Below are 24,597 nucleotides of genomic sequence, written 5' to 3'. Positions count from 1 at the left end.
TCTTGCCCGAGCTGCCGCAGACCCCGCTCGCCAGGTTCGGGTTCCCTGCGACCGACGAGGAACTGAGGCACCAGAGCCTGCCACCGACCGCGTACCCACAACGCCCACACGATGAGGAAGCCCGCCATGCCCGTACCTGCTGACCCCACCGTCGTGCATCCGATGCCCGGCCAGCCACGGGTCGTCCAGCTCAGACCGCTGGTGAAGTCCCCGCTGATCGAGGTGGGGGAGTACTCCTACTACGACGACCCCGATGACGCGACCGCGTTCGAGACCCGCAACGTGCTGTACCACTACGGTCCGGAGAAGCTGGTCATCGGCAGGTTCTGCGCGCTGGGCACCGGGGTGCGGTTCATCATGAACGGCGCCAACCACCGCATGGACGGCCCCTCCACCTTCCCCTTCCCCACCCTCGGCGGCTCCTGGTCGGACCACTTCGATCTGCTCACCGGACTGCCGAACCGGGGCGACACCGTCGTCGGCCACGACGTCTGGTTCGGGCACGGCGCCACCGTGATGCCCGGGGTACGGATCGGCAACGGCGCGATCATCGGTGCCGGCTCGGTGGTCACCAAGGACGTGCCCGACTACGGGATCGTCGGAGGCAACCCGGCCCGCCTCATCCGCACCCGGTACGACGACCGGGACATCGCCCGGCTGCTCGCCCTGGCCTGGTGGAACTGGCCCCCGGAGCACATCAGCGAGCACATACGGACGCTGATGTCCGGCAGCGTCGACGAGCTGCAGGACGCGGCACCCCGCCTCCCGCACCCGTAGGCCGGCGCCACGCGCTCATCACCTCCTCTCCGAAAAGAGCCGCCACCGTGCCCACCACCACTGATCGGCCGACCTTTGCCGGCTGGCTCAAAGGCCATGCCACCCCACTCATGCACCTCGACCCGACAGCACCCCTGGACGACCTGGAACCGCTGGGCGACCTCCTGGACAGTGCCCGCGTGGTCGGCCTCGGTGAACACTCACACTTCATCGACGAGTTCGCCGTGATGCGCCAACGCGTCCTGCGGTTCCTCGTTGAACGCTGCGGCTTCACCGTCCTGGCCTTCGAGTACGGCTTCTGCGAAGCCCTACCCCTCGATGCCTGGACCCGCGGCTCGGGAACGGACGACGGCCTCTCCGCGCTCCTGGCGAACGCGGTCCCCATCGGGCTCCAGGATCCGCTGCGCTTTCTCCGCCGCCACAACCGCACCGTCGCAGAGCCGGTGCGGTTCGCAGGAATCGATATCCCGGCGGCTGGCGGATCGCTGCTTCCCGCCCTCACACCGGTCACCGACTACCTTCGCCACATCGATCCGGAGACCCTGCCGGCGCTCCAGAGCGTGACCACGATCGCCGCCTCCTTCGCCGGTGACTCCGCGGCAGTGGCCGCACCCGCATGGGCGCGTCTGACCACCAACGAACAGGACACCCTCAGCGCACTTCTTGCGCGACTGCTCATCCGGTTTCGCGCCCTGAAGCCGCTGTATCTCTCCCGCGGAGACCGGCACAGCTACGACACCTCCCTGCGCTGCCTGGAGGCCGCCTGCCACGGCGACTACACCTTCCGTGCGATGGCGGGCCTCTTCGCCGGAGACGGGCTCACCGCCGACACCTCTGCCCGCGACTTGTACATGGCGGAATCGCTTTTGTGGCACCTCGACCGGCTCAAGCCCACAGACCGCGTCGTACTGATGGCCCACAACGCCCACCTCCAGAGGACGCCTATCGCTTTCGACGGCCACCTCACGGGACTTCCCATGGGTCAGCACCTGCACCACGCCCTCGGTGACGCGTACTTCGCCCTTGGCCTGACCAGCATCACCGGCCACACCGCCGACATGCGTCGCGACGAGACAGCTCCCTTCGGATTCACCGTCCACGACACCCCGCTGGAGCCACCCGCGCCGGGAAGCGTCGAATCGGCCTTCGCCGAGGCCGGCCTTGGCCACGCCGTCGCCGGTCTTCGTCAGGCCCGGGCTGAGCAGCTCAACGGCCCCGACCGCATTCGGATGCAGAACATCTACCAGCACACCCCGGTCGTCGACGCGTTCGACGGCATCCTCAGCACACCCGCCTCCACTACCACCAACCTGGAGAAGCCATGACCAGCAGGTTCACCGAACTCATCGTCCCTTGACACGACCCGCACCGGCTCGCGGCCTTCTCGTGCCAAGCCCTGGAGTACACCGTGATCACCCTGGTGGGTGGCAGGGTTTCCCGCCGCGGCTACGGCCAGGAACCCGTTCCCCACCGGCGGCGAGGGCCTGCGGTGCCGCTGGAATGTCGTTCGGCTCAACCCCGCAGATCGCCGCCGCCCCGATGACGAGCAGCGCCAGGGCGACGGTGCCGAGGCCCCAGCCGCCCACAAGGGACAAGCTCGCACCCGCGGTCAATAGCTGGGGCATTTCAGCCCCCATTTGCGATACCTGGGTTTCCGCTTGGACCGTTCCACCACCTCAAGGGACGGAATGCCCTGCTGCACTGCCTGATCCACCACCGCGACACCGCGACAGCGTACTGAGCAAACGTCAGATCCTCGGGTTGGGGTACCGGTTGTCGAACTGAACGCCGGGACGGATTTTCGATCATTGCCGGATGCGCTGTTCAACTGCGGCCGTCGACGTCCCGGAGCCGGCCGGTTACCGTAGCGAATCGCCGATCCGTCGGAAAAGCTGGTTTCCACTGGTGGACGGCACTTCTGAAGGTTCACTGTCGTGCGAGGGGGCACCAATGAGAATCCGCAATTCCATTTCCACAGCGGTCGTCGTGGCGACCGCTACCGTGGGCATGATCGCCGCAACCGGCAGTCCGGCCCAGGCCGACTGGGTACCACCGTTCAGGAAATGCACGTCATTCGATCAGAACGGATTCAAGGGCGACGTCTGCGTCGACCGGATCGGCCTCGGACCACAAGAATTCCTCGGCCTGGGCCACATCCAGGAATTCCCCAGCAACTGCGCCAAATTCCGGGTCGACGTCGTTGACCCCGATGGCACGGCGGTGCGTTCCGTGAACAACATCCCCTGCGCCACCGCCGCGGTTGGTACTGCTCGATATCTCGCCGAGCTGCACGTGAACGGCAGGGCGTATGCCCGCCTGGTCAGCTTCGACAGCGCGGGAAACACACTGCTGTCGGTCAACTCCGAGATCATCGTCTCCCCGTTCGACCACCATTGAGGGGCTGGGTACATCGGCCCACAGGGTTGTTCGCTCCGAGTACCAGGTAGGAGGCCCTGTCGTCCCAACGGGCGGCAGGGCTTTCGGCCTGATGAGGTCCGCCCGTCCCGTGCGTCTCAGACCCCACGCCGGTGGTCACCCACCAGCCCGGTCTCGTAGGCGACGATCACGAGCTGGGCGCGGTCACGCGCACGCAGCTTGGCGAGCAGCCGCCCGATGTGGGTCTTGACTGTGGCCGGGCTCAGATGGAGGTGCTCCGCCATCTCCGTGTTGGACAACCCCCGTGCGATCAGACCGAGTACCTCCAACTCCCGGTCGGTGATCCCGTCCAGCGTGCGACTGGGTGGGCGCGCAGGCTCGGGACGGCGGGCGAACTCCGCGATCAGGCGACGGGTCACCGAGGGGGCGAGCAGGGCCTCTCCCGCGGCGACGACTCCGATGGCGGTGAGGACCTCGGTCGGCGGGGTGTCCTTGAGCAGAAAGCCCGCGGCTCCGGCGCGCAGGGCGGCGTAGACGTACTCGTCCAGGTCGAAGGTGGTGAGGATGAGGACGCGGACGCCCGGCAGGGCCGGGTCCGAGCAGATCTTCCGGGTCGCCCCGATGCCATCGAGGTCAGGCATGCGTACGTCCATCAGCACGACGTCCGGCCTTTCACGGCGGGCGAGTTCGACGGCCTCCGCCCCGTTCGCGGCCTCGCCCACGGCCGTCATGCCGGGCGTGTGGTCGACGAGGACCCGGAAGCTGCCGCGCACCATCGCCTGGTCGTCGGCGATCAGTACCCGGACCGGGGGCACGTCGGTCATGGTCATCTGTTCCCTTCGGCCGGCAGGCGGACGGACACCGCGAAGCCGCCTTCCGGCCGGGGCCCCGCCTCGCAGCTGCCGCCGTACATCATCGCCCGCTCCCGCATACCCAAGAGGCCATGCCCGCGAGACGGTTCGCGGGCGGCCTGCCCACGTGCAGAGGGTGGCCCCTCGTCCGCGATGTCGATGCGGATCTCTCGCGCACCCGCCTCGACCGTGACCTGGCAGCGGGTCGGGGCGGCGTGCCGGACCGCGTTGGTGAGGGCCTCCTGGACGATCCGGTAGATGGTCAGCCGCGTCCCCTCGGCCAGGCCCTCCGTGGCGTGCACCGTCAGGTCGACGTCCACCCCGGCCCGGTGTGCCTGCGCGGCGAGCGAGCCGAGGCCGTCGAGATCCGGAACGGGTCCCAGAGGCGCGCCCTCGATACGCAGCACGCCGAGCGTGCGCCGCATCTCGGCCAGTGCGGAACGGCTTGTCTCCTCGATGACCTTGAGGGCGGCCCGCGCCTCCCGCGGGTCCGCCTCCGCCACATGCCCGGCGACGCCCGCCTTGACGGCGATCAGGCTCAGGTTGTGCGAGACGATGTCGTGCAGCTCACGGGCGATCCGCAGACGCTCCTCGTCCAGTGCACGCTCCGACCGACGCCGCTGTTCCCGGGCAGCCTCGGCCCGGCGGCCGCGCACGGTGAACCCCGCGCCCCAGGCCCCGCCGATCACCAGGAGCACGAGCCCTGCCACCCCGACGGCACCCCGCCAGTCCTCGGCGGGAGTCACCACCGCCTCGCCGAGGTACACGGCTCCGCACGCCACCGGCAGCGTGACCGCGAGCGCGGGCACGGACCTGCGGGCCGGCTCGGCCAGTCCGACCAGGTAGGCAGCGAGCCCGGCGGCGACGTACGGCTCACGGGGGATGTCGAGGAGCGATGCCGCGGCCAGAGCGGCCAGCACGGCCGCCAGGACCGCGAGCGGCCAACGGCGGCGTACAGCGATCGGCAGGCCGACCGTGGCGGCGATCAGCCAGCCGAGCCAGACCGGTCCCGTGTAGGCGGGTTGCCCGTCTTCGGCGGTCAGCCCGGTGAAGCCGACGTACACGGCAGTCAGGGCCAGGGCCGCGCCGAGGTCAAGGGCATAGAGATGGCCCTGCCCCTTGAGCTTCATGACCCGACCGTATCTGTACGCGCCCACTCAACCGGCCTGTCCCAGCAGCATCATCAGCCCGAGCGTCACCAGGGTCAGCGGCACCCAGCGCAGCACCGCCGCCCGACTGGGACGGGGCGCTTCACGCAGCAGCGCCACACCCAGCGGCACCAGTGCTGCGCACAGTCCGGTCAGGGCCACCAGCGACACAGGGGTGGTTCCCTTCAGCACCCCGAGGGGCAGTGCTGAGGTGAGGGCGAGTGCGGCAGCGCGGACCGGGCCGAGCACCCGGGTGCGCCAGGCGCCCAGTGCGAGGACCAGCCACCCGGCGAGGATGGCGAGGTTCAGCGTGGCGAAGACATGAAAGGCGCCGTAGCCGGCGTCGACCGATTCGGTGGCGGGCCCGACTCCCTGCGAACGCACGAGCTGAAAGGCCAGATGGTCCACCCCCGCGTGGAAGGCGCGGGCGAACAGCCCGAACATGACCAGCACTCCGCCCCACAGCCCCCATCCGGCACCGCGGGCCCCGATCCGTGCGGCCACCACGGCCACGGCGGGCCAGAGCAGCAGACTGCCCGCGGCAAAGAGGCCGTATGCGGTGGCCATCAGGGTGGGATGCCGCTCGTAAGCCGCGAGTTGATCGGGGTAGAAGAAGGGGAAGCGGGCCCGCAACAACGCGCCGGTCAGCATCAGGAGCGGGCCGAACACCATGGCGGTGCCGCCCACCCAACGCCCGGGAAAGCCGGTCCCCTCGAACCGCTCCACAGGCAGTGCGGCACGCAGTCGGACGCCGATCGTCGAGACCGCGGTGGCCTTGGATGTCGTCGGGTTCGTCATGCTGACGACGATGCCTGCGGCGTCCCCGCGGGGCGTCGGACCAGGAGCTGAACTGCGGGGTCAGACCTGGGTATGACCCGTCGGGCCGCCTGAACAGGCACGGCTTCCGGCCCGCTGCTTGAGCAAGAGGCGCGTTGCCGCCTCATCAAGGCACCCGGCTCTGGCCGCTCCCGCACCCTGCCCGCCGGGGTGAGTGGTGGGCAGGAAGGCGCCAGCCAGAACGTCGCTTCTACGCATGCCCGTTGAGCTCGATGGTCTACGCCGAGCTTCCGCATTCGGGTAGTTGCGGGCCCGGAGCCCTCGTACATTGGGCTGTATGGAATGGCTGACCCTGGTCGGTACCTTGAGCGGTGGCGTATTGGGCGTGGGCTCCACGCTACTCGTGGAATCGGCGCGAGCAAGACGTGAACGCGGAACCCGGCTTGAGCAGGCTCAACGTGAGACGTATCTGAGATTTCTGACGGCTCTTACTGAGACGGAAGCTTCGCTACTGACCGTCAGCCAGCCCGCAAGCGGCGCTGACGTCATAGCTGCCTACCGCGCTCACCAGATACTGCCGGCGTACTACGAGCTTCTTCTCGCCGCTCCTCCGGCAGTCTGCGATGCTGCACGCGGCGCATATGGCGGACTGCGGACCATACGTGATGCCATTGCTTCAACTGGGCTCGCAGCCGGCTCCTCGGCGGAGTGGCAGGCGGTCCATATCCCCTACGACTCCGCGGTCCGCGAGTTGCGGAACGTGATGCGCCAGTCGGTGCTGGAGGGTTCGTAGGGGACGTTGAGTTGGCGCGGCCGCGCCAATAGCCCGCATCGGTTCATCCGTGCCACAGGCGTGGCAGGAGTAGCGGAGATGGATTCGTCGGCCTCACGGACTTCAGTGCCCACGTGGTCTCGGAAGCGGTCGGTCTCGCGATGCCCGACAGAACGCCGGTAGGGCCCTGGGCTGAGCGCTGTGATACGAACTGGCGCATGCCCGGAATGAGTATTGACGTGGTGGTTGCCGACGATCAGGAGCTGGTGCGTGCCGGTTTCCGCATGATCCTGGATGCACAGCCGGGCATCGAGGTGGTCGGGGAGGCGGCAGACGGCGTGGAGTGCGTGGAGTTGGCGCGCCGGCTGCGCCCGCAGGTGGTGCTCGCCGACATCCGGATGCCTCGGCTGGACGGGTTGGAGGTGACCCGGCAGTTGGCCGGTCCGGGGGTCGCTGATCCGTTGAACGTCGTGGTGATCACGACGTTCGACCAGGACGACTACGTGCGTACCGCGCTGCGTAACGGCGCGTGCGGGTTCCTGCTGAAGGACGCGACGCCCGCCCTGCTGGTGGAGGCGGTGCGCGCCGCCGCCCGGGGGGATGCGCTGGTGTCCCCGGCGGTGACGGTGCGGCTGCTGAAGCGGCTGGAGCAGGCCGAGCTGGGTACGGCACCGGCCGGGGTGGAGGCGTTCGGGCTGAGCGTGCGGGAGCTGGACATCGTGCGGCTGATCGCGGTGGGCCGCACCAATCAGGAGATCTGCGACGAGCTGTTCCTGTCGTTGTCGAGCGTCAAGACGTATCTGGGCCGGATCCAGGCCAAGGTCGAGGCCCGCAACCGGGTGGAGATCGCTGCGTGGGCGTGGGAGCACGGCGCGGTGCGGCCGGCCGGATGAGCTGCCCGGACGGTCAGGCCGCGGGCGGAGGGCCGGCGGGTGCGGCCGTGTCCTGGGCCGGGGACGGGGCACGTAGCCGGAAGGTGGCTCTCACTTCCCAACCGCCGTTGGGCAGAGGGCCGGTGTGGAGCGCTCCGTCGAGCGCTTCGACCCGTTCGCGCAGGCCGATGAGGCCGAAGCCGCCCTGGCCGCCGGCCGGCGCAGCGGTGCGTTGGGGTCCTCCGGTGTCCGTGATGCTGAGCTGCAGCCAGGTGCTGTCGGCGTCGAGGCGGACGTCGACCCGGGCGCCGGGGGCGTGCCTGCGCACATTGGTGAGTGCTTCCTGGGCCACGCGGTGGGCGGAGATCTCCACTTCGGGGCTGATGTGGGCGGTACGCGCGGCGGCGGTGGCCTCGAGGCGCGCAGTGGCGGGTGCGAGGCCGGCGGCTGCGGGCGTCGAGTAGCTCGCGGTCAGCTCGGCGAGCTCGCTGAGCAGGTCGCCCGGGCGCACCGCGGTGTGGTTGTCCTCCCTCAGCACGCGGACCAGGCGGCGCATGGATTCCAGTGTCTCGGTGCCGGCCTGCGCGATGTTCCGCAGGATCGGCTCGACCTTGTCGGGTGCGGTGGGGTAGACGGCTGTTGCCGCGTGCGCCTGGACGATGATTCCGGTCATGTGATGGGCGATCAGGTCGTGCAGATCGCGGGCGAGCGCGAGGCGTTCCGCCTGGCGTACGTCGCTGATGGCCCGGCGGCGTCTCGCCTCCATGGCGCGGATGGCGCAGCCGAGTGTGATGACGATGGCGAGGATCACGGTCAGGACGTAGACGCCCGCCACGATGCTCGGCCACGAGCCGGTACGGAAGGGCACGACCAGGACGGTCAGGCTCAGGGCGGCGGCGGATGCGGCGGCCGCCTTCGGGCGCGCGGTGCGTGCGGCGGTGCGGAGAAGCAGACCCAGCAGTCCCGCGATTTCCAGTGCGCCCACGGAGGACCCGGTCTGGGGGACCGCGACGCAGATGCCGCTCAACGTCAGTGACATCGCCACCGCCATCCAGATGCGCGGCAGCAACGGGGGCGAGAAGCGTGTGTCGCCGACGGCGAGGATCAGGAGCGGGCCCGTCACCAGGACGGGCAGCCAGTTCGTCGCGGGGTGCCACGGATCGGGCGCCATGGACAGCAGAGCGACGTCCGCGAACCCCGTCAGGGCGAGCGCGAGCAGCGCGCACACGGTGATGAGGCGTTTGACCGCAGGAGTAAACGGAAGGTCCAGGTCCACGCTGGTCAGCGTAGGTGTACGGATCCCGGTAGCCGTGTCGGCCGAATGACCGACAGGCCCGCGCCGGAACAGTACCTACGGCCGACATCGCGGGGCGCCTTCGCAGGAAACCATGGAAATCACCGGCGGCCGGTCCTTCCCCCGAGGCCGGCCGCCGGTATCAGCGCCGTCAGTGCCGACGGCGTACATGGCCGGCGGCGCTGCGGCCGGTCAGGTCAGGTGGCCGCACCGCGCCGCTGGGGTCCGGGACCGTCTCACGCGGTGATGTGACCGGACGGCGTGCCGCGCCCTGTGGGGACGGCGGCCGGTACGCACCGCAGCGCCCGCGGACCATGCGGGCGCTGCGGCACCCCTCGACCCCGGCCCCAGGAACGGAAGTGCTGAGCGAGGAGCGACGCACCGTTCAAGCCGCGTATGTCCGCCCACCGAGCACCTTCCTTCCCTACGGAGTCACACCCTCATGGCAACTTTCCTGCACAGGATCGGCCGGTTCGCCTTCCGGCGGCGCTGGCTGGTCGTCCTCCTGTGGGCCGTCGTCCTGGGCGCCGTCGGCGCCGGCGCGGCCGGCACCTCGGGCTCGGCCGATTCGAGCTTCACCCTGCCCGGTACGGAGTCCCAGCGCGCCTTCGACCTCCTCGGGGAGAAGTTCCCGGCCGCCAACGCCGAAGGCGCGTCCGCTCGCGTCGTGCTGCGGGCCCCCGACGGCGAGAGGATCAGCAGTGCCGAGAACAAGGCGGCGGCCGAAGCGGCCCTGACGGACCTCAGGAACTCCTCGTCCCGCATCGGCCGGGTCAGTGATCCCTTCGCCACGAAGGCGGTGAGCGCGGACGGCACCACCGCCTACGCCCAGGTCAACTACACCGCTGCCGCGGCGGACCTGACCGACGCCGACCACACCGGCATCGACGACGCACTGGACGCGGGCCGCGACGAAGGGCTGACGGTCGAGGCGTCCGGTGACGCGCTCGCGGCCCCGGAGGGAGGCCACTCCGCGGAGGCCATCGGCTTCGCCCTGGCCGCCGTCATCATGGTCATGACCTTCGGGTCCCTCATCGCCGCCGGTCTCCCGCTGATCACCGCCCTCGTGGGCGTCGGTGTCAGCACCACGGCCATCACGGCGGTGAGCGCGATCTTCGATCTCAACAGCAACACCTCGGCGCTCGCGTCGATGCTCGGTATCGCCGTGGGAATCGACTACGCGCTGTTCATCGTCTCCCGCTACCGCTCGGAACGGGCGGACGGGTACGACGCGAAGGAGGCCGCGGCCCGGGCCAACGGCACCGCCGGTTCAGCCGTCGTCTTCGCCGGCGTGACCGTCGTCATCGCCCTCGCCGGCCTGGCCGTGGTCAACCTGCCCATGCTCACCGCCATGGGCCTGGCCGCCGCCGGAGCTGTCGTCGTCTCCGTGCTCGTGGCCGTCACCCTGGTACCGGCGCTGCTGGGATTCGCCGGGGAGCGGGTCCTGGGCAAAGCCCGTAGGAAGTCCGCACGCACTCCGGCCCCGGCCGCGGCTCCCCGGGTGACGGCCGGCAACCGCTGGATCGCCTTCGTCCTGCGCAGGCCGGTCAAGGTCCTCGTGTTCGCGGTCGTCGCGCTCGGCGTCGTCGCCCTGCCCGCCACGCAGCTCAAGCTCGGGCTGCCGGACGACGGCTCCAAGCCCGCGTCCTCCACCCAGCGCAAGGCGTACGACATCCTGGCCGACTCCTTCGGCCCCGGCTTCAACGGCCCGCTGACCCTGACCGTCGACGACCGGAGCCCCGGCACCGCCCGCAGCACCGCCGCCGGCATGAGCAAGGCCGTCGCCGGTCTCCCGGACGTGGCGTCCGTGTCCCCCGCCGCCTTCAACGAGGCCGGCGACACCGCGATCATCACGGTGATCCCCAGGAGCGGGCCGAGCAGCGACGCCACCAAGGAGCTCGTCGGCGAGATCCGTTCGCTGGCCGCCGACACCGGGTCGTCCACCGGCGCCCGGTCGATGGTGACCGGTTCCACCGCGCTGAACATCGACGTCTCCGACAAGTTCAGCGCGGCGATCCTTCCCTACCTGGCGCTCGTCGTCGGCCTGGCGGTCCTCGTGCTGATCCTGGTCTTCCGCTCCGTCATGGTCCCCGTGAAGGCGGCGCTAGGCTTCCTCCTGTCGGTCCTGGCCGCGCTCGGCGCGCTCGTCGCCGTCTTCCAGTGGGGCTGGCTCAAGGACCTGGTCGGCCTCGAACAGACCGGCCCGATCATGAGCCTCATGCCGATCCTCATGGTGGGCATCGTGTTCGGCCTCGCGATGGACTACCAGGTGTTCCTGGTGACGCGCATGCGTGAGGCGTACGTCCACGGGGCCGACGCCCGCACCGCGATCGAGACCGGCTTCAAGCACAGCTCGAAGGTCGTCACGGCAGCGGCCCTCATCATGATCTCCGTGTTCGCCGGCTTCGTCGGAGGCGACGACGCCATGATCAAGTCGCTCGGCTTCGGCCTCGCGATCGCCGTGGCCTTCGACGCCTTCGTCGTCCGCATGACGATCGTGCCCGCCGCCCTGGCGCTCCTCGGCCGGCGCGCGTGGTCGCTGCCCGGCTGGATCGACCGCATCCTGCCCAACGTCGACATCGAGGGCGAGAAGCTCGCCCGGCGCGCACCGGACGAAGAACATCAGATCAGGGACACGACGCCGCGGTACACGACCAGCCAGTACTGACCCCCGCCTCGGGTTCGCAGAACCGAGTACGCAGCCGCGTGATCTGACCAGGCAGGTCAGCACCACGCGGCTTCGTGCTCGGGCATCGTGCGGCAAGGATTCGGTCCACTCCGGGCCGTTCGAACTGTGGTGGGCTCAGGCGGGGTTCTCGTCGAGCACCAGCATGATGTGCTCGTTCTCGCCGTACCGGACCGTCTCGGCCCGCCGGAAGCCGAGCTTCTCCAGCAGTCGCACCGAGCCGGTGTTCCCGACGTACGGATCGGCGTGCAGGGGACGGGCCTGCTCCCGCTCCAGGAACAGCGCCAGTGCCTGTGTGCCGATCCCCCGGCCCCAGTACTGTCTGCCGAGCCAGTACCCGATGAAGCGCCGCCCCTCGTCCCACCAGGCCACCGCGTTGCCCGCGAGTTCTCCGTCGACGGTGATGGCCTGCACGAAGTTGGTGGGATCCCCGAGAACCTTCGTCGCCCAGTGGGTCATGAAGGCCTCCCGCTCCCGGGGCGGGAACCTGGACCGCTGCACGGCCTCGGGATCGTGCTCCTGCGCGAAGAACTCCTCCAGATCGTCCGGTTCAACGTCTCTCAGACTCACCTGATCGCTCATGCCGACCGAGTCTGCCACCAGGCACTGACACCGCTATCGAACGGAGCCGGCCCTCGATGTCACGGAGGCGATCACGGCGGAGGCGATGCCGGTCACGACGAGGCTCCCCACCATGACCAGCACCACGCCGACCATGAACAGACCGCTGGAGTCGTCCGACCAGTCGTAGTACGCGGCAACGGTCAGGCCGCCCGTGACGCCGAGCACGGCGCCTGCGATGTAGCGCCTGGACGCCGCCCAGTACACCGGCGCCAGCAGCGACAGCACCAGCCCGATCACCTGCCACGCCTCGTACGGGCCGGTCTCCGAACCATCAGGTTGCACGTCACGGTGCTGGTCCCAGCCCAGCCAGGCAGCCCACAGCGCCAGCGTCATGACGGCCAGCACGAGGATCGCCGTCAGCTGGGGAACGAGTTTCAGAGGTCGTTGCGACATGGCTCAATCGTTCCTGCTCACGCCGCAGCCGACCTGAGTCCACGTACTCACCTCCGCTTGAGTAACCCGGGGGCTCCGCCTCGCCCCTGTACCGGGCTCAGCCCGGGAGTTCCGGGGCCACGGTCTTGTTCCTGGCCTCGATCGGAGGGCGCTTGACGACCAGCACGGCGATGAGGACGACCTGGAGCAGGATGATGAGGACCAGTCCCGGGTACGTCTGGGGTTCGTCGCCCACCAGGCTGGAGAGCAGGCTGACGTCCCAGAGGCCGTGGACGAGCATCGGCAGCAGGATGACGCCGCCGACGCGGAGGCACAGGTAGAAGAAGTAGCCCGAGGTGGAGACGATGACCGCCTGGATGAGGGCTTGTGCTCCCTGGCCGAAGGCGTTGCTGACGTGCACGAGGCCGAAGACGATCGAGGAGTAGAGCGCGACCTTGCCCTCGGTGAATCCGGCACGGCGGAACACGTGGACGCCGATGCCGCGGAACATGAGCTCCTCGCCGACGCCGACGAACAGCCCGAGCAGGATCAGGCAGGCCACGAGGGAGGGGCTCTGATCGGCGAGGTGGCCGTAGTTCAGGGCGATCAGGGCGACCGCGATCATCGAGACCGGTACCCAGCGCACCCACCGCCGCACCGGCGCGCGGTAGCGCAGGACCTCGCCCCACCAGCCGAGCCAGGTCACGACGGCCGCCCCGAACACGATCGACGCCCCGATCGGTATCAGCGCGTTGCGCACCAGGGACTCGGCGGTGGGGAACTCGCTGTCGGAGTAGTCGGTGTCCACGCCGATCAGCTGTCCCAGGCCCTGGATGATGCCCGCGTAGACGATCACCACCACCAGGAACCACGGCCATGCCAGCCTGCGCCCCGGCAGGCCCTGCTGTGTCGAGTCCGCCCTGTCCGGCAACGGGTCCGCCTTTCGTCCATCGGCGAGGGTCCCCGCCTGCCCGGCGCGGCCGCACCTCGCCGCAGCCTCCACAGAAGAATCTCACAGAGAATAGAACAAACGTTACGAACCCCCCGGACCGGCGGAACAAGCGGAGCCGGCGGCGCCATGGGCGTGGAGTGCGCCGGCAGCGAGTCCGGCGGGCGCAGCCGGGAGGACTACATCCCCCGGGCGAAGGACGGTCATTCGTAGTTCCCGCGACGGACCCCCCGGTTCGCCATCGCAGGTGACGACCCCAACAGGCGTGCCGCCTAGCGTGATTCAGGTGATCGGGACCGTCCGGCGACTGCCGGTGTTCCGGTGGTCCCCTTCGCCTCGGCCGGAGAGTTTGTCATGCCCAGAACATCTGAATGGTGCGGACGGACCGGGTTATCCGCCGTCGGTCCGGCGGCCCTCAGCCTCCTGCTCGGCCTGTGGGGCATCACCCGCGACAACAGCATGTGGCGCGACGAAGCGGCCACATGGCAGGCCTCGCACCGGACCGTCCCCGAGATCTGGCACCTGCTGGACCGGATCGACGTCGTCCACGGCCTCTACTACCTGTTCATGCACGAGGTCTTCGCCGTCGCCGGGGACAGCCTCGTCGTCCTGCGGCTGCCGTCCGTCCTGGCCATGGCCGGCGCCGCCGCCCTCATCACCCTGCTCGGTGCCCGGCTGGCGGGGCGGTGCGCGGGGCTGGGCGCCGGGCTCGCGTTCACTCTGATTCCCGCCGTCCAGCAGTACGCGCAGGAGGGTCGGCCCTATGCCCTGGTGACGGCCTGCGCGGCGCTGGCCTGCCTGTTGCTGGTCGCGGGCGTGGAGCGGCCGGGCGCGGGCCGCTGGGCGGCGTACGGCGCGACGGCACTGATCGCCGCCCTGCTCAACTGGTTCTCGCTGCTGATGCTGTGCGCCCACGCGGTCACGATCGTCCTCGCCCGGCCACCCCGCGCGACCGTGCTGCGCTGGGCAGCCGCCGCGGCCTGCGCGGTGGCCGGTGCGCTCCCCCTCGTCGTCGCGAGCAGCGCGCAGTCGCAACAGGTCGCCTGGATCCGCCCCGTCACCGCCGGAACACTGACCGGCCTCCTGCTGACGCTGGCCGCCGGAACCCTCTGCGCATGGGCGGTACGGTCGGCAGCAGCCCGACCCACGGCCCAGGCCCAGCTTCCTCCACCGCCTCATTCACCGTCCCGCTCCACGCCCTCCCCCGCCCGGCTCACGCTCGCCGCAGTCGGGCTGCCCCTGCTGGCCGTTCCCCCGCTCGTGCTGCTCGCCGTCTCTCTGTTCCGGCCCGTCTACCTCACCCGCTACGTCCTGTTCAGCCACCTCGGGCTCGCCCTGCTCATCGGCGGGGCCTGCCACGCGCTCGCGCTCCGGCTGCGCACACCGCCCCGTCGCACGGTCGCCGGGGTCATGACGCTCGCCTTCCTCGGGCTGCTTCCCGTCCAGCTGTCGCTGCGCGACGCCACCGGCCGGATCGACGACGTGCTGGCCACGGCCGCGAGCGTCGCCGCCGCCCGGGAGGACGGGGACGGGGTGCTGTACATACCGGCGGCCCGCCGTGACACCGCCCTCGTCTCGCCCGTCGAGTTCACCGGGATCAGAGACCTGGCCCTGGTCCGGGAACCGCCGGGATCCGGCACCATGAACGGCGTCGAGGGCAGCCCGGACCGGATAGCGCACGCCATGCTCGCCGCACGCCGCATCCTGGTCGTCAGTGACGTGGGAGCGCCGCCCGCCACCACGGATCGCGACCGGGCCAAACAGCGCGTCCTGAAAGCCCACTTCGTCCGCTGCTCCGAAACCGTCACCGGAGGCCGCCAGGTCACCGTGTACGAGCGCCGCAGCGAGGAGCCCGCCCCCGGCCGCCACCACGCCGGGGGCCGCCGCTCAGGTCAACGCCCCTGATTCCTGGGGTGGTTGCGGGCCATGCGTTCGTTGCCGAACTTGTACGCGCCCGTCCAGCGGGCCATCACCGCCTGGGCGTCCCCGGCCTCCACCTCGGCCACGAACTTCGCCGCCCGGTCACCCCGCAGCGTCGTCGCCTTCCGCTCGCGATGGGTGATGACGACGGTGCCGTCGTTGCGCGACTCGTAACTGAAGCCGGAGGGTGCCGGCATGGTGCGACCTGCCTTGTCTCTCATGCCGGTCCGGGGTACGGACGCAAGCGGTGGTGGGAGGTGGTTCCGGGGCGCCGGGCTTCAGCCCTCGCGCAGGTCGTCGATCCTGACCGTCAGGTGCGGCCAGGCCGCCCCAGCCCGCCGCAGCAGTTCGTCCGGGTCCAGGCCCTGGCCCGCACGCAGGGACTCCCCCGGGCGGAAGCTGACCAGCGTCCCCGTCGTGCCGTCGTCGTCGACCGGGTCCAGGCCGGTCACCGGAACCCCTTGCTCGTAGCGCTGGGTCCAGGAGCCGTTGCGACGGCGGTTGGTGTGGACGAGGTGGTCGCTGAGCGCCGCGACGACGGACATGCCCCGCCGGGGATGGCCGTCCGGAAGCGTCTGCGCGCCGGGGAGGTCGAAGAACCGCAGGTCCTTCGTTGCCATGACGGGCTTCTTCACCGCCCGGCCCTGCTCGTCGCGGCGGGTGTCCGTGCCCCGCCCGTCGTCCGCGACCGATACCGATCCGTCGGGGTGCAGCGTGATGACGGCGTGCCCGCCGTCGGTGCACTCCGCCTCGTCGGCGGCGTACGCGACGACCTCCAGGACCAGGTGCCCGGCGCCCCCGGGGGCGAACGCGGCGGGGTCCCGCCGGATGCCCTCCAGATGACCGGGGTCCACGGCGGCGGCCCAGTCGTGTGTCGTGTTGCGCCAGGCTGCCCGCGAGGTGTCGGTGTCCATCGGGGAAGTATCCACCCCGGCCGGCCCGGCCACCCCACCGGCAGCCGATGGCTTATGGGCGATGGCTGAGGGCCGGTGGCCGGCTCAGCGGCAGGAGACCTTGAGCTGCGCCGCCGCGTGGTGTGCGCCCAGCAGTTCCGTGCTGCCCCAGTCCCGGCCCCGGTCGATCAGCTGCACCGCGAAGGTGTCGCCCTTGACCGGGTAGCTGTTCACATCGACCGCGCTGCCCCGGTGCACGGTCTGGCGTACGGCGAAGCCCGTGTACGCCGAGTCCGCGTCCCCCGGGTCGGAGAGCACCCGGTAGACGGTGGGGTTCCCCGCCACGTCCCGGTCGCGGTCCGAGCGCGGGACGAAGACCGTCAGCGCGCACTCCCGGTACCCCGAACCCAGGTGCCAGGACCAGGTGGCGGTGCTGCCCCGGTCCTCGTCCGGACTGCCCGACATCGGTACGGCACTGAAGCGGCCGTCGCACGAGCCGTCGCGGAAGCCGCCCGAACCGACCGTGTACCAGCCCGCGTCACCGTTCTCGAAGCGCCCGTACTCGCGGTACTCACCCGTCGAGCAGCCGGGGCCCGCCCACGCCGTGTAGCGGTAGGGGGCCGGGGTCGGGGGCGGTGAGGACGCCGGGCCGGTGGAGGCCGGGGCCGCGGCCGAGGGGCTGATCCGGGTGGGAGCGCCGCCCACCCGGTCACCGGCGCCCCCGCCGCCCGTGCCCGCACGCCCGACGGCCCCGGTCCGGGTCTCGCCGCCCGCCGACGCGATGAACGCCACGGCCGTCACCAGGGAACCGGTCAGCACCACGACCCCCGCCGCCAGCCAGGCCTTACGGCTTCCCGGCAGCGTGGAGATCCGGCCCGCGAGCGTCTCCCGGGCGATCCACGCACCGTCGCCGCTGCCCGCTCGCGTCACGGATGCGCAGTCGGGACAGCTCATACCGGGGAGCGCACCGCGTCGTTCGCCGCCGCACTGTTGGCACCTCATGGCAGCACACCATGCCAGTGCCTCGTCCCCGCAGGGAGCGATCGTACGGAATTGGTCCGGCCGGTCCCCGTACCGCAGCACGGGAACCGGCCAGGGGGCTCAGCGCAGTTCGTCCGGGCAGGGTGTGCCGGGCGACAGCTGGTAGGGCGCGCCCAGCCGGTACACGCCGGGGCGCGGGGCGAGCAGTTCCGTCCACTCGTCGCCGTGCTCGTCCTCGTCCAGCTTGATCAGGCAGCCGTTGGTGTTCACGAACGACTTCGGGGAGTCCTTGTCCGCGCGCTGCTTGGACGCCTCGGTCTCCTCGGGCCGGTCCAGGCTCTTGCCGTCCTCGTCGACCACCGCGAGCCAGCGCGAGTACGGGATGCGGATCAGCACCCGGCCCGCCTCCTTCACGTGGATGGTCAGCTCCCCGGCGCCCGCCTCGTCGACCGTCGCCGGCGGATCGGCCATCGGCACCGGGCTGTCGACCGCGAAGAGCCGCCAGTTGCTGTCGGACCAGATCGCCTTGAGGTAGGGCTGCCCCTTGCCGACCAGCTCCGCCTCCTGCACCGCGCCGCTGGAGTCCGGATCGCCCTTCGGCAGCACCACGTAGTGCACCGCCCAGCGGTCGAGCCACTGCCGGTAGTTGACCGGGTTCAGGGTGTCGTCGTAGAAGAGCGGGTTGCGCTCCATGTCGGCCTGCCGGTTCCAGCCGCGGGCCAGGTTGACGTACGGCAGCATCGCCGCGGCCTCCCGGTGGCTGCTCGGCGGAACCACCTCGACCCGGCCCCGGTCGGCCCCCACCTTCTGGAGCTGGTCGACCAGCGGCGCCAGCTCGCGCGCCCACGACGCGGTGGGCGCGGTCCGGACGATGTCGTCGACGCCCTTGAACCCGATCCAGAAGTTCAGCCCGGCGAACGCGACGATCAGCGCGTACCACTTCCGGGAGCGCGGCACGGAGAACGGCAGCGCGGCCAGCAGTGCCACCCCGGCGAACAGCATCGCCATGCGCGAGACGTTCGAGCCGATCTGCGAGTCCACCACATACGTCAGCAGCGTCCCGATGCCGTAGACGGCGGCGGCCGTGCGCACCGTCTTCCAGTCGCCCGGTACCAGGAAGAAGACGAGCGCGGCGAAGACGAACGGCAGCGACAGCGTCGCGATCGACATCGGCTGGGTGCCGGAGAACGGGAACAGCCACGCGGACAGCGCCACCACGGCCACCGGCGCCAGCCCCAGGGCGTACGCGCCGGGCCGCCGCTTGTTCAGGAACAGCGCGGCCGCGACCACCCCGAGGAAGAGCCCCGCCACCGGACTGCCCGCCGTCGCCAGCGCGGCGAGCGGTGCGGCGACAGCCGCCTTCGCCCAGCGCTTGTACCGCCAGCGGTACGGCCAGCAGAACACCGCCGCCACCGCGCCGACCGCGAACATCATGCCGAGCCCGAACGTCACCCGGCCCGACAGCGCGTTGCACAGATACGCGAAAACGCCCGCCATCGAGCAGGCCAGCGGGTTACGGACCGCCTTCACCCGGTACAGGATCAGCGAGGTCAGCCCCGCCGACACCGTCCCGGCGACCATCATCGTCGTACGGACGCCGAGCACGGACATGAGATACGGCGAGACGACGCTGTACGAGACGGGGTGCATGCCCCCGTACCAGGCCAGGTTGTACGCGGTTCCGGGGTGCCGGCCGACGAACTCGGCCCAGGCGTCCTGGGCCGCGATGTCGCCGCCGCTGTTGGCGAAGAAGAAGAACCAGAGGAGGTGGACGGCCGCCGCCACGGCGGTCGTCAGCAGCACCGGGTGCCGCAGGCAGCGCTCCTTGAGGTCGTCGAGACCGCCGGCGAGACGGCCGGCCGGACCACCCGCCGGGCGACGGTCGGCGAGGGGACGCGTGCCGTCCTGTGCACCGGCTGCGCCCGGTCCGCCCGTACCTTCCGGGCTCCCCGTGGCGCCTGTGGTAGCCGTGCTGCGCTTCGCCCGTGTCGGCTCGGCAGTGGTCACTGCGACTCTCCCCGTCCCTCCCCGGACGCGTTGGAACCGCCGGCTTTCCTGCTCGGGTCTCATAGGCGGGAAGACGCGTTCCAGGGTCCACGCGTTGCCCCCGGGACGCTAGCACGCAGACTCTCGCCACCGCCCCGGAAGGGCCCGTGAGGTGGCTCGCACCGCGGTGCGCCGCCGTCCCGTCGTACGACCGCGGTGGCTGGATACCGGCTCCGGCAACGGCTCCGGTTCCGGTATCCAGCCCGCCGTGGTGTCAGCTGATCCGCGTCAGCTTCTGGCCGAAGGCGGGATCCTTCAGATCCTCCTGGAGGGCGACGGGGGCACTGACCCTGCCGGGACCCGTCCCCACGGTCACCACACCCACCTTGGTGCCCGCCTTCATGCTGCGCGAGATCTCCGTGCCGTTGTCCTTCACGGAGAGCTCCACCTTCAGGCCCTGCCAGCCCTTCGCCTTGAGGTCACCGGTCGCGACGAGCGGCGTCTTGCCGCCGAACCCGTCGTCGACGTAACCGACGACATCGCCTTTCTTCACGACGGTGGCGGACGTCACGGCCTTCTGCGCGTCCTTGATCAGCGCGAGGCTGTTGTTCAGCGACATCACCAGGCTGTCGTACGGCTGCCCGGTGCCCGCCTGCTGCCCCATGACCGCGCCGTAGATCCAGAGCTTCTTGCCGTCCACGACCGTGTTGGCGGACCAGACGAGGTTGCCGCCGGCCGGGGTGGAGGACCCCGTCTTGATGCCGCTCACGCCCGGCTGCAGCAGGATCGTGTTGTTGTTGTAGATCGTCTGGTCGATGCCCTCGATCTTGATCTCCGGGGTGTCGACGATCTCCCGGAGGACCTCGTTCTGCATCACGGCCCTGGCCAGCTTCAGCTGGTCGGTGGCGGTGGAGACCGTCGTCTTCTTCAGACCGCTCGGGTCCGTGTACGTGGTGCCGGTCATGCCGAGGTCCTTGGCCGCCGCGTTCATCTTCGCGACGAACTCGGTCTCGGACGAGTCCCAGCGGGCGAAGAGGCGTGCCGCGTTGTTCCCGGACGGGATCATCAGCAGCTGGAGCAGCTGCTTCTCCGTGAACACCTGCCCCTTGGAGATCGGCGCGGTGGACTCGTCGCCGAGCTTGGACTCGTCCTCCGCCTGCTGGTCGACGGTGATCTTGTCGCCCTGCTCCTTGCCGGTGAGCGGGTGCTCCTTGAGGACCACGTACGCCGTCATGATCTTGGCGACACTGGCGATGGGCGCAGGCTTCTGCGCCCCCGCCGAACCGAGCGAGCCGACACCGTCCACGGTGACCGCCGACTGCCCCTGCGCCGGCCAGGAGAGCTTCAGGTCGCCGCCCTTGAAGGTGTACGACGACTCCGCCGTCATCGTGAGCACCGGGTCCGGCAGCGGGCGCACCATCTGCACGATTGCAAACGCGATCAGCAGGAGCAGGACCAGCGGGGTCCAGATCTTGACCCGGCGCACGGCCGTGCGGACCGGGGTCTCCGGCGGCGGCGGGGTGTTCGTCAGCTCGGCCAGCAGGTCGAGCGGCGGCCTGGGCGGCATCGGCTGCTGCCGGGTCCGCTCGGCACCGCTGAGCGATGCGTCGGGCGGCTGCGGCGACTGCTGCTGCGGCTGCCTGCCGAAGCCGGCGCCGGGTGCGGGTGCCTCCGGCGCGCGGGGTGCAGGGGCCGGACGTACGTCGTCCGCACGCAGCGGTACGAACTTGCTGGTCCGCTCGGCGGGGGACTCCGGCGCCGCGGGGGGCTTCGTGATCTTCAGCGCGGTCGTCGGCTGGTCGACCCGGGGCAGCTTGGGCGCCTTGAAGACGGCCGTTGCCTGATCGATTCCGCGCTTGTCCCCGGCGGGCTCTGCTTCCTCGCGGGACTCCTCGCGGGACTCCTCCCGGACCTCGTCGCCGGACTCCTCGCGGGTCCGGGGGACGCGCGCCTGGGGGGCGTCTTCCGCGGTGGTCCCGCCGGCGTCAGCCTCATCGGCGTCGGCGCCGGAGTCGCTGTCTGCATCGGCTTCGGCTTCGGCTTCGGCTTCGGCACCAGCTGCGCTGTCTTCGTCAGCGTCGCCATCCGCTTCGGTTTCGGCATCGGGAGCAGCTTCGGCATCGGGAGCTTCGCTCTCCGCCCCGGGCGCCGGCTCCTCCGCGTCGCCCTCGGTGCTCTCGTCCCCGCCCTTGGACACCCACGCGGCGACGGCCGCACGCAGCCGCGCATCGCCCTCCTCGGGCTCGGCGGCCTTCTCCGACTCGGCGGCCTCGGCAGCCCCGGCGCCCTCCACGGGCTCCACAGCGCCCTCGGGCTCCTCGATCGCCTCCGGAGCGCCCGAACCGGCCGCAGAGGCGTCCGCAGGGCCCTCAGGGCTCTCCGCGCCCCCCTCGGCGCTCTCGGCCTCGGCTACGGATTCCGCATCGGCCTCATCGGCATCGGCTGCCGCCTCGGGCCCGGCTTCGCCGTCGCCGTCGCCGTCAGCGTCGACATCCGCACCGGCATCCGCATCCGCACCGGACCCGGAATCGACCGCGGCCGCCACCGACGACTCCGAGGAATCCGAGGGCTCCGAGGACTCGGCGGCCTCCGCCGGCTCCACGGTCTCCGCACCCGTCTCCGGATCCGCCTCGACCCGCGGCGTACGGAAAACCGCCGTCGCCGTGTCCGCCGAGCCTCCGGACTCCTCCGGAGAGGCCGGTTCACGGAAGACGGCAAGGCGCGGATCGGCCTCGCTCCGAGTCGTTCCCGACGACTTCTGCTGCTCCGACTTGTCGGGGGACTCGCCCGCCACCGATGCCTCCTCCATGCGGCGCGGGGACATCCCCGCGCTGTCCGAACCGTCTACCAGTGTCCCGTGTGAACCCCTGCCCGAACTGCTAGACGGGAACGACATACCTACTGGTTCCCATACAAAGCACCCAGGCACCCTCGACAGACAGATGTGAGAGGGGTCACCCTGTCATTCATCCACGCGGGGAGGCATGGATGGGCAGGAGCCGCAGAACAATTCCGGAGGAGCTTCTGCTGCTCGCTCTGGACCCGACCACGGGTACCACAGCGCAGCCGCAGTCGCTCGACCTCGGCCTCGCCGGAGCACAGCTAGTAGAGCTGGCTCTGGCAGGACGGATAGCCCCTGATGGGGATCGTATCGCCGTGGTGATGCCACGGCCGACAGGAGATCCGACTCTGGACTCCGCACTGGAACTGCTGCGCAGACGCGGCAGCCCGGTCCGGGCCGTCCACTGGATCGGCGGACCCCGGCTGGGGCTCCGCCAGATTTACCTCGCTCATCTGGAGCGGTGCGGCATGGTGCATGCCGTGGCGGGCCAGATGTGCGGAGTGCTGCCGACGACTCGCTACCAGGCGACGGACACGGCAATCAGCCGGGACATCAGAGCCAGGCTGGACAGTGCGATCCGCACCGGCGTACCGCCGGACCCGCGGACCGCGGCGCTCGCCGCACTGGCCCACGCGGTCGGACTCGGCAAGCACCTGTACCCCGGGAACGAGGGGCGCTCCTCGCGCTCCCGGCTCCGGGACCTGATCAGACACGACCCGATGGGCGGTCTCGTGGCGCACGCCGTCATGGATGTCCAGAACGGGGCGGTCGCACAGCCGCGCCGCAACCAGGCGGCCGGTGTTCCGTTGCAACCGCAAGCGCAGTCGCAGTCACGTCGCGACAGCATGGCGCACACCGCGGTCCACTAGGGCCGCACGGGCGTCGACGCAGCACCCGCACCACCCGCACACCGCACCACCGCAACAACCGAAAACCGCCGCACCGACGTCCCCAAGACCCGGTTCGGGAGCCGCACCAAGCGCGGGGCAGCCGGTATCACCGGCTGCCCCGCGCCGCTGCGTGTGGCCGTTTTCCAGCGCGGCCGGGGGCACGGGTGGCAATCTGCTGAGCAGTAGATACGCACAGCTACATAGCCGGAGGTGCCGTTTCCGTGCCGTCCAACGTCAATCCCACCGTCAGGCGACGCCGGTTGGGTCAGGAATTGCGCCGACTGCGCGAGATCAAGGGCATGACGGCCGAGGAGGTCGCGGAGCGGCTGCTGGTCTCGCAGTCCAAGATCAGCCGCCTGGAGAACGGCCGCCGCTCCATCAGCCAGCGCGACGTGCGCGATCTCTGCGGGGTGTACGAGGTCGACGACGTCCGCATCGTCGACTCGCTCATGCAGATGGCCAAGGACTCCCGCCAGCAGGGCTGGTGGCATGCCTTCGGCGACATCCCGTACAGCGTCTACATCGGTCTGGAGACCGATGCCGAGTCGCTGCGGGTCTACGAACCCCAGGTGGTGCCCGGCCTGTTGCAGACCCGGCAGTACGCCGAGGCGCTGATCAACGGCGCGCTGCCGGAAGCCCCGCAGGCCGACATCGACAAGCGCGTCAGCGTCCGCTCGCGCCGCCAGGACCGGATCACCGCCCCTGAGCACCCGTTGCGGCTGTGGGCGGTCATCGACGAGTCGGCGCTGCGCCGGCTGGTCGGCGGCAAGCAGGTGATGATCGAGCAGCTGGAGCGTCTCGTGGAGCTGTCGCACCTGCCGCACGTGACGGTCCAGGTGCTGCCGTTCGACATGGGTGCGCACCCGGGAATCAACGGGCAGTACGCCATTCTGGAATTCCCGGATGCCGCGGATTCCAGCGTGGTCTATATCGAGGGCGTCACCAGCGACCTCTATCTGGAGAAGGCGAATGACGTGCAGCGGTACAGCGTCATGTACGAGCATCTGCGGGCACAGGCACTGAATGTGGAGCAGACCCGGCATTTCATCGACGGGATCGCGAAGGACTACACCCGCCTGAACGCGGGGTGAACTCCAGCAGGGCGGGCGCGTAAACCAGCCAGCCCCTAAAGTCGCGTTTGCGAGAAATAGAGCGATGTTACGAGTGAGGCGACGGCACGGTACACCGTCGCCACCTCACACCGGAAGACCTGCATGGTACATACCACTCGGTCGAGTGAATGGCCCCTTCACTCAAGGAGCTTGGCGAGTAGCGTCGATCACGCCAACGGAAAGCCGCTGGCGCTCACACAACTCTCTGAACCGGAGTGAACATGGCCATTCGTCAGGGTGCTACGGAAAACTGGACGAAGTCGTCGTATTCCGGGGGCAACGGCGCCTGCGTCGAAGTCAAGTCCCCTCTTGTGCAGGCGATTGCCGTACGTGACTCGAAGGCCCCCGAAGGCCCTTCGCTCACCTTCGTCCCCGGCGCCTGGAACACGTTCGTGCGCGATGTCGCCAAGGGTGCCGTCGACGCCTGACCGATGTTTCCTTCACGCCGTATCGCCGCATCGATTCAGGTGCTGCC

Annotated in this window: 22 protein-coding genes; 10 read left to right on the top strand and 12 right to left on the bottom strand. The window is 70.1% G+C overall.

Annotation, left to right across the window (positions count from 1 at the left end):
• The first annotated feature begins 126 nt into the window (after positions 1–126).
• From OG521_23105 to OG521_23095, 3 genes are all read left to right on the top strand, one after another.
• Positions 127–777 carry a CatB-related O-acetyltransferase gene (locus tag OG521_23105; GenBank protein WUW23507.1) on the top strand — a complete coding sequence of 217 codons (651 nt, stop codon included), beginning with the start codon at positions 127–129 and terminating at the stop codon, positions 775–777.
• A gap of 47 nt (positions 778–824) precedes the next feature.
• Positions 825–2,102: an erythromycin esterase family protein gene (locus OG521_23100; protein ID WUW23506.1), complete on the top strand. Its 1,278-nt coding sequence runs from the start codon at positions 825–827 to the stop codon at positions 2,100–2,102.
• A gap of 625 nt (positions 2,103–2,727) precedes the next feature.
• Positions 2,728–3,174, top strand: coding sequence for a hypothetical protein (locus OG521_23095; protein WUW23505.1), 447 nt, complete (start codon positions 2,728–2,730; stop codon positions 3,172–3,174).
• A gap of 116 nt (positions 3,175–3,290) precedes the next feature.
• Here OG521_23095 and OG521_23090 read toward each other — a convergent pair whose 3' ends face one another.
• The 3 genes from OG521_23090 to OG521_23080 are packed head-to-tail and all read right to left on the bottom strand — an operon-like array spanning position 3,291 to position 5,950.
• Positions 3,291–3,983, bottom strand: coding sequence for a response regulator transcription factor (locus OG521_23090; GenBank protein ID WUW23504.1), 693 nt, complete (start codon positions 3,981–3,983; stop codon positions 3,291–3,293).
• Entirely contained in the window at positions 3,980–5,134 is a 1,155-nt protein-coding gene (locus OG521_23085) for a sensor histidine kinase (GenBank protein ID WUW23503.1), read from the bottom strand. Before OG521_23085 ends, OG521_23090 begins: the two co-directional genes overlap by 4 nt.
• A gap of 27 nt (positions 5,135–5,161) precedes the next feature.
• Entirely contained in the window at positions 5,162–5,950 is a 789-nt protein-coding gene (locus OG521_23080) for a hypothetical protein (GenBank protein ID WUW23502.1), read from the bottom strand.
• A gap of 316 nt (positions 5,951–6,266) precedes the next feature.
• Here OG521_23080 and OG521_23075 point away from each other — a divergent pair, with 316 nt between their 5' ends.
• Both OG521_23075 and OG521_23070 read left to right on the top strand, forming a co-directional pair.
• Complete coding sequence (locus OG521_23075; protein WUW23501.1) at positions 6,267–6,722, top strand: hypothetical protein; 456 nt, start codon at positions 6,267–6,269, stop codon at positions 6,720–6,722.
• A 197-nt stretch (positions 6,723–6,919) separates the two neighbouring features.
• A complete protein-coding gene (locus OG521_23070; GenBank protein ID WUW23500.1) occupies positions 6,920–7,594 on the top strand; it encodes a response regulator transcription factor in 675 nt (224 codons plus the stop codon).
• A gap of 13 nt (positions 7,595–7,607) precedes the next feature.
• Here the strand turns inward: OG521_23070 and OG521_23065 are convergent, their stop codons facing one another.
• Positions 7,608–8,849: a histidine kinase gene (locus OG521_23065; GenBank protein ID WUW23499.1), complete on the bottom strand. Its 1,242-nt coding sequence runs from the start codon at positions 8,847–8,849 to the stop codon at positions 7,608–7,610.
• Positions 8,850–9,309: 460 nt separating this feature from the next.
• On the opposite strand from OG521_23065, the gene OG521_23060 reads away from it, so the two are divergent.
• Positions 9,310–11,535 (top strand): MMPL family transporter, encoded by a 2,226-nt coding sequence (locus OG521_23060; protein WUW23498.1) that lies wholly within the window; start codon positions 9,310–9,312, stop codon positions 11,533–11,535.
• Positions 11,536–11,670: 135 nt separating this feature from the next.
• Here OG521_23060 and OG521_23055 read toward each other — a convergent pair whose 3' ends face one another.
• The 3 genes from OG521_23055 to OG521_23045 all read right to left on the bottom strand — a co-directional run bounded on the left by OG521_23055 (position 11,671) and on the right by OG521_23045 (position 13,480).
• Positions 11,671–12,135, bottom strand: a complete 465-nt coding sequence (locus tag OG521_23055; GenBank protein WUW23497.1) for a GNAT family N-acetyltransferase — start codon at positions 12,133–12,135, stop codon at positions 11,671–11,673.
• Positions 12,136–12,168: 33 nt separating this feature from the next.
• On the bottom strand, positions 12,169–12,570 hold the full coding sequence (locus OG521_23050) for a hypothetical protein (GenBank protein WUW23496.1): 402 nt from the start codon (positions 12,568–12,570) through the stop codon (positions 12,169–12,171).
• Positions 12,571–12,667: 97 nt separating this feature from the next.
• Positions 12,668–13,480, bottom strand: a complete 813-nt coding sequence (locus tag OG521_23045) for a CPBP family intramembrane metalloprotease (GenBank protein WUW23495.1) — start codon at positions 13,478–13,480, stop codon at positions 12,668–12,670.
• Positions 13,481–13,852: 372 nt separating this feature from the next.
• On the opposite strand from OG521_23045, the gene OG521_23040 reads away from it, so the two are divergent.
• The gene (locus OG521_23040) at positions 13,853–15,403 is read left to right on the top strand and encodes a glycosyltransferase family 39 protein (GenBank protein ID WUW23494.1); all 1,551 of its coding nucleotides are present in this window, start codon (positions 13,853–13,855) and stop codon (positions 15,401–15,403) included.
• Here OG521_23040 and OG521_23035 read toward each other — a convergent pair.
• The 5 genes from OG521_23035 to OG521_23015 form a co-directional block, all read right to left on the bottom strand.
• A complete protein-coding gene (locus OG521_23035; GenBank protein ID WUW23493.1) occupies positions 15,391–15,615 on the bottom strand; it encodes a hypothetical protein in 225 nt (74 codons plus the stop codon). The two genes, OG521_23040 and OG521_23035, sit on opposite strands and share 13 nt — an antisense overlap.
• Positions 15,616–15,696: 81 nt before the next feature.
• Positions 15,697–16,332 (bottom strand): ATP-binding protein, encoded by a 636-nt coding sequence (locus tag OG521_23030; protein ID WUW23492.1) that lies wholly within the window; start codon positions 16,330–16,332, stop codon positions 15,697–15,699.
• A gap of 84 nt (positions 16,333–16,416) precedes the next feature.
• On the bottom strand, positions 16,417–17,265 hold the full coding sequence (locus OG521_23025; protein ID WUW23491.1) for an adhesin: 849 nt from the start codon (positions 17,263–17,265) through the stop codon (positions 16,417–16,419).
• Positions 17,266–17,412: 147 nt separating this feature from the next.
• On the bottom strand, positions 17,413–19,299 hold the full coding sequence (locus OG521_23020) for an MFS transporter (GenBank protein ID WUW23490.1): 1,887 nt from the start codon (positions 19,297–19,299) through the stop codon (positions 17,413–17,415).
• A gap of 253 nt (positions 19,300–19,552) precedes the next feature.
• Entirely contained in the window at positions 19,553–22,072 is a 2,520-nt protein-coding gene (locus tag OG521_23015) for a serine hydrolase (protein WUW26772.1), read from the bottom strand.
• A gap of 194 nt (positions 22,073–22,266) precedes the next feature.
• Here OG521_23015 and OG521_23010 point away from each other — a divergent pair, with 194 nt between their 5' ends.
• The 3 genes from OG521_23010 to OG521_23000 all read left to right on the top strand — a co-directional run bounded on the left by OG521_23010 (position 22,267) and on the right by OG521_23000 (position 24,550).
• Positions 22,267–22,989, top strand: coding sequence for a GPP34 family phosphoprotein (locus OG521_23010; GenBank protein ID WUW23489.1), 723 nt, complete (start codon positions 22,267–22,269; stop codon positions 22,987–22,989).
• A 242-nt stretch (positions 22,990–23,231) separates the two neighbouring features.
• The gene (locus OG521_23005; GenBank protein ID WUW23488.1) at positions 23,232–24,101 is read left to right on the top strand and encodes a helix-turn-helix domain-containing protein; all 870 of its coding nucleotides are present in this window, start codon (positions 23,232–23,234) and stop codon (positions 24,099–24,101) included.
• A gap of 242 nt (positions 24,102–24,343) precedes the next feature.
• A complete protein-coding gene (locus OG521_23000; protein ID WUW23487.1) occupies positions 24,344–24,550 on the top strand; it encodes a DUF397 domain-containing protein in 207 nt (68 codons plus the stop codon).
• Positions 24,551–24,597: the final 47 nt, after the last annotated feature.

It is taken from the genome of Streptomyces sp. NBC_01463 (assembly GCA_036227345.1).
Taxonomy (GTDB): Bacteria; Actinomycetota; Actinomycetes; order Streptomycetales; family Streptomycetaceae; genus Streptomyces.
The sequence above is the reverse complement of the archived record's forward strand: the minus strand, read 5'-3'. Positions and strand labels throughout refer to the sequence as shown.

What these genes read in the sequence shown, in the direction of transcription:
- OG521_23070 (WUW23500.1), top strand. Translation starts at nt 6,920, where the DNA reads ATGCCCGGAATGAGTATTGACGTGGTGGTTGCCGACGATCAGGAGCTG.
- OG521_23025 (WUW23491.1), bottom strand. Translation starts at nt 17,265, where the DNA reads ATGAGCTGTCCCGACTGCGCATCCGTGACGCGAGCGGGCAGCGGCGAC.
- OG521_23055 (WUW23497.1), bottom strand. Translation starts at nt 12,135, where the DNA reads ATGAGCGATCAGGTGAGTCTGAGAGACGTTGAACCGGACGATCTGGAG.
- OG521_23075 (WUW23501.1), top strand. Translation starts at nt 6,267, where the DNA reads ATGGAATGGCTGACCCTGGTCGGTACCTTGAGCGGTGGCGTATTGGGC.
- OG521_23030 (WUW23492.1), bottom strand. Translation starts at nt 16,332, where the DNA reads ATGGACACCGACACCTCGCGGGCAGCCTGGCGCAACACGACACACGAC.
- OG521_23105 (WUW23507.1), top strand. Translation starts at nt 127, where the DNA reads ATGCCCGTACCTGCTGACCCCACCGTCGTGCATCCGATGCCCGGCCAG.
- OG521_23095 (WUW23505.1), top strand. Translation starts at nt 2,728, where the DNA reads ATGAGAATCCGCAATTCCATTTCCACAGCGGTCGTCGTGGCGACCGCT.
- OG521_23010 (WUW23489.1), top strand. Translation starts at nt 22,267, where the DNA reads ATGGGCAGGAGCCGCAGAACAATTCCGGAGGAGCTTCTGCTGCTCGCT.
- OG521_23090 (WUW23504.1), bottom strand. Translation starts at nt 3,983, where the DNA reads ATGACCATGACCGACGTGCCCCCGGTCCGGGTACTGATCGCCGACGAC.
- OG521_23060 (WUW23498.1), top strand. Translation starts at nt 9,310, where the DNA reads ATGGCAACTTTCCTGCACAGGATCGGCCGGTTCGCCTTCCGGCGGCGC.
- OG521_23000 (WUW23487.1), top strand. Translation starts at nt 24,344, where the DNA reads ATGGCCATTCGTCAGGGTGCTACGGAAAACTGGACGAAGTCGTCGTAT.
- OG521_23040 (WUW23494.1), top strand. Translation starts at nt 13,853, where the DNA reads ATGCCCAGAACATCTGAATGGTGCGGACGGACCGGGTTATCCGCCGTC.
- OG521_23050 (WUW23496.1), bottom strand. Translation starts at nt 12,570, where the DNA reads ATGTCGCAACGACCTCTGAAACTCGTTCCCCAGCTGACGGCGATCCTC.
- OG521_23035 (WUW23493.1), bottom strand. Translation starts at nt 15,615, where the DNA reads ATGCCGGCACCCTCCGGCTTCAGTTACGAGTCGCGCAACGACGGCACC.
- OG521_23085 (WUW23503.1), bottom strand. Translation starts at nt 5,134, where the DNA reads ATGAAGCTCAAGGGGCAGGGCCATCTCTATGCCCTTGACCTCGGCGCG.
- OG521_23080 (WUW23502.1), bottom strand. Translation starts at nt 5,950, where the DNA reads ATGACGAACCCGACGACATCCAAGGCCACCGCGGTCTCGACGATCGGC.